Genomic DNA, 3730 nt, shown 5'->3' on the forward strand with positions numbered 1-3730 from the left:
AGCAGTGGCCCTGCTACTCGCCGAACTTCATCTGGACCGCGGCGACCACCACGCCGTCCTGGACACCACCGCCCGCGGCCTGACGATCCTGCCCGCCCACCCCGGCCTGTTCGCCCTACGCATGCGCACCCACGCCGCCGCCGGCGACCGCGCCGCCGTCACCGCCGAATACCACGCCTACCTCCACGCCGAACAAGCCGACCCACTCACCGACGGCGACACCGACCGCGACCTCGCAACCCTCCACCACCAACTCACCCGCCCACACTCCCGGATGTCCGCTTCTTCAGCCAGATCCGTTTAAGGGGTCCATCCGAATATGATCTTCGAGTTGGGGAGTGTCAAGTTAAAGGCTCTGGTGCACTTTCGGTGGCGACTGAGGGTCGGCGTCCACAGGGACCTTCACATTTGGCGAGATTGTCTGCCAACACGCGACTTCGGGGGTACCGCCTCCGTAGCAGCAAGGGTGGGGGCAAGCTGGTCTGTTCCCGGCCACGGATACCGAAGCGCTGGCGGCCCGCCCGGTCTGAGTGGATTCGCCCACTACCAGCGCCGCGACCACCTCGGCTACACACCGTCACCACCGAAAGTGCACCAGAGCCAAAATCTTGACAAGCCCCGCGGAGGTCTGCCGGCAGCCCCGGGTCGGGCACACCAGCCGGCGGACCCGCACCACCATGAGCACCCGGCGGCCATCGAGGGGAAGGTCGGCCAGCGTCCGCTGGTGGTAGTCGTGCACCCGCGAAGCCTCGGCGCCGCAGCCCGGGCAACGGGCCGGCGCGTCCGGCGTCCGCACCCGGACCCGGACCCGGACCCGCTCACCGTCGCCGGCCACGTTCTCCACGACCAGCGGCGACAGTCCCGAAAACGCCAGCTTCACCAGACAATCCCCACCGCACATAACAAATCGTGTCGTAGTAGTGACATGACGCTACCATTGGATGTGCGACAGGGCCGTTCACGGGACAGGCCCCTACTTCCCCTGGCAGAGCGCGACTGCACGTATGCAGGGTTGCTAGCTTGGATAGTCGTGCGGGATTTAGATACCGTGTTCGTCAGTCATGCGTCTGATATGTCCGAATATCCATCGCCTCGTTCGTTTGTGCAGGTGACGTGTGAGGCGATCCTGACCGCTGGTGCCCGTCCTGTGGAGATGGGACACTTCGGTGCTCGGGAGAGTAAGCCGGCTGAGTATTGTCGGCAGCGGGTCCGTGAGTGCGATGTGTACCTGGCTGTGATCGGGTTCCGTTACGGGTCGCTGGTCCCGGACGCCGAGGGGGTCTCCTACACGGAGCTGGAGTTTCTGGAGGCGACGGCGGCGGGTTTGCCGCGCTTGGTGTTCCTGCTGGACCCGGACGCGGCCATCCCGCGACGGTTGGTGGACGTGGATGGACGGCCAATCGAGGACTTCCGACAGCGGCTATGTGGCGCGGATCTGATCGTCAGGATGTTCACCGATACTGGTGATCTTGGCGGTGCGGTATTACACGCATTGGGGGAGCTTCGCGCACAGCAATCGGTCCGGAACAGGACCGGGGATTCGGTGTCGATGACGCGGCGACCGCAGATGGTGCCGGCGGCGACGGGACCGGTGGTGGACCGTCCGGAGTTGCTGGAGGCATTGGTGACCGGGCTTACCGCACCCGGGTCGGCTGCGGGCGGCTTGACGACCGGGCTGGAAGGGGCAGGAGGGTTCGGAAAGACCACACTGGCCGCGCAGGCGTGTCGCCGACCGGAGGTGGCCGCGCGGTTTCCGGGCGGTCTGCTGTGGGCGACCGTCGGCCAGCATCGTGACGGCGCGGACCTCGCGGGGGAGATCAGCCGGTTGTGTGAGGTGCTCTCCGACGAGCGACCTGCCACGGCCGACCCGCATGTGGCTGGTGCCCGGCTCGGGGAGCTGCTCGACGGCCGGGAAGCGACGCTGCTGGTCATTGATGACGTCTGGTCTCGGGGCCAGCTGGAACCGTTCCTGATCGCCGGATCGGCCTGCCGGCGTCTTGTCACTACGCGCAATGCCAGGGTGGTTTCCCGCGACAGTTTGTCCCTCCTCGTGGACGAGATGACCCCCGCCCAGGCGGTGGCCACCCTGACCGCCGGCATCACGGGGATGTCGACGACCATGGTTGACCGGCTATTGCGGCTGATCGGCCGCTGGCCGGTGTTACTCGGGCTGGTCAACGCTGCCATCACCGGTCACATGCAGACCGGTGCCTCGCCCGATCAGGCCGCCGGATGGGTCTCCCATCGGCTGGAAATCGACGGGCCGACCGCGGTCGACATCGATAACGCCGAAAGCCGCGCCCATGCGGTCAGCGCGACAGTGACGGCCAGCCTGAACCTGCTCAGCGCATCCGAGCAGGATCGTTACCTCGATTTGGCGATCTTCCCGGAGGACGTTGACGTCGACGTCACCGTTCTCGGTTTGCTGTGGGGGGCCACCGGCGGCCTCGATGTTGCCCAGTGCCACCGGCTATGGACCAAGCTGGTCCAGCTCAGGCTGGCGCTTGGGCGCTGGCACGAGGACGCCCCGGCGCTGGGACTGCACGACGTGATCCGCGCCTACCTCCGCCACCGCCTCACCACCGATGACCTCGCCGCGCGCCACACGGCGTTCGTGTCCGCCGCCCGTGCCCTGCTGCCCGGTCCGGCGGAGCCATCCACCCCTGCGAGGGCCTGGTGGGAACTACCCGATCAGCCTCGCTACTTGTGGCAATACCTTGCCTACCATCTGCACGGCAGCCGGTGCCACGACGAGCTCGCCGAGCTGGTCTGTGCCCTGCAGTGGGTGGAGGCCAAGACCCACAGGCTGGGTTCCCCGGCGCCTGCCGTGACCGATCTCGCTCTCGCCGATGCGCCGGCCGCTGACATCCTGCGACGGGCGCTCCAGCGGGACGCCCATCTACTCACCCCTATCGAACCGGCGTCCGCACTGGGAGCGACCCTGGCCAGCCGTCTGGACGGCATCCCCGGTCTCGACGACATCGTATCCTCCTATCGGCCGGGCTTGCCCCGGCCGCGTCTGGACAACGATTGGCCTCTTCCTGACCGACCCGATCTCGACGGGCCACCACACCCATCCGGCCACAGGGGACCGGTCAGCAGTTGCGCCTTTTTCCCGGATGGTACGTTAATTGTCACTGCCAGCGACGATGCGACGCTACGGCTGTGGGAAACCGCTACCGGCGCCTTGGTTCGCACGTTGCACGGCCACACCGGCCGAGTATTGGGTTGTGCGTTTTCCCCGGACGGCAGGCTAATCGTTTCGGCGGGTGGTGATGGGACGGTACGGCTGTGGGAGACCATGACCGGCACTGCCGTCCGCATGCTGTACAGCCATACCGGCCAGGTGCTCAATTGTGCCTTTTCTCCGGACGGAACATTGATCGTTTCTGCGGGTAGCGATGGGCTGCGGGTGTGGCAGACCGCAAGCGGCACCCTGGTCCACGCCCTGCAGGGCCACACTGGCAGGGTACAGGGTTGTGCGTTTTCCCCGGACGGCGGGCTGATTGTCTCGGCGGGCGGTGATGGGACGGTACGGCTGTGGCAGACTGCCACAGCCGCCTTGGTCCTCACGCTGCACGGTCATACTGGTCGAGTGGGGGGTTGTGCGTTTTCCCCGGACGGAAGGCTGATCGTCTCTACTGGTCACGATGGCACGGTACGGCTGTGGCAGACCGCCACCGGCGCCCTGGTCCACACGCTACAAGGCCACACCAGCTCGGTTATTGGT

General features: G+C 66.6%; 2 protein-coding genes and 1 pseudogene. 2 read left to right on the forward strand and 1 reads right to left on the reverse strand.

Features of this window, described 5'->3' with window-relative positions; all coding sequences use genetic code 11:
• Positions 1 to 304 (forward strand): hypothetical protein (locus CV1CTNOD_RS24745; RefSeq protein WP_165485497.1); only part of this gene is annotated, 304 nt, incomplete at its 5' end.
• 321 nt (positions 305 to 625) lie between these two features.
• Here the strand turns inward: CV1CTNOD_RS24745 and CV1CTNOD_RS13505 are convergent.
• Positions 626 to 901, reverse strand: a pseudogene (locus CV1CTNOD_RS13505) (transposase family protein); the annotation flags it as partial.
• Positions 902 to 925: 24 nt separating this feature from the next.
• Between CV1CTNOD_RS13505 and CV1CTNOD_RS13510 the strand changes: the two are divergent.
• A partial coding sequence (locus CV1CTNOD_RS13510; RefSeq protein WP_131786456.1) for a DUF4062 domain-containing protein occupies positions 926 to 3730 on the forward strand: 2805 nt, incomplete at its 3' end.

Origin of the sequence: Protofrankia symbiont of Coriaria ruscifolia (genome assembly GCF_900634745.1) — a bacterium.
GTDB lineage: Bacteria > Actinomycetota > Actinomycetes > Frankiales > Frankiaceae > Protofrankia > Protofrankia californiensis.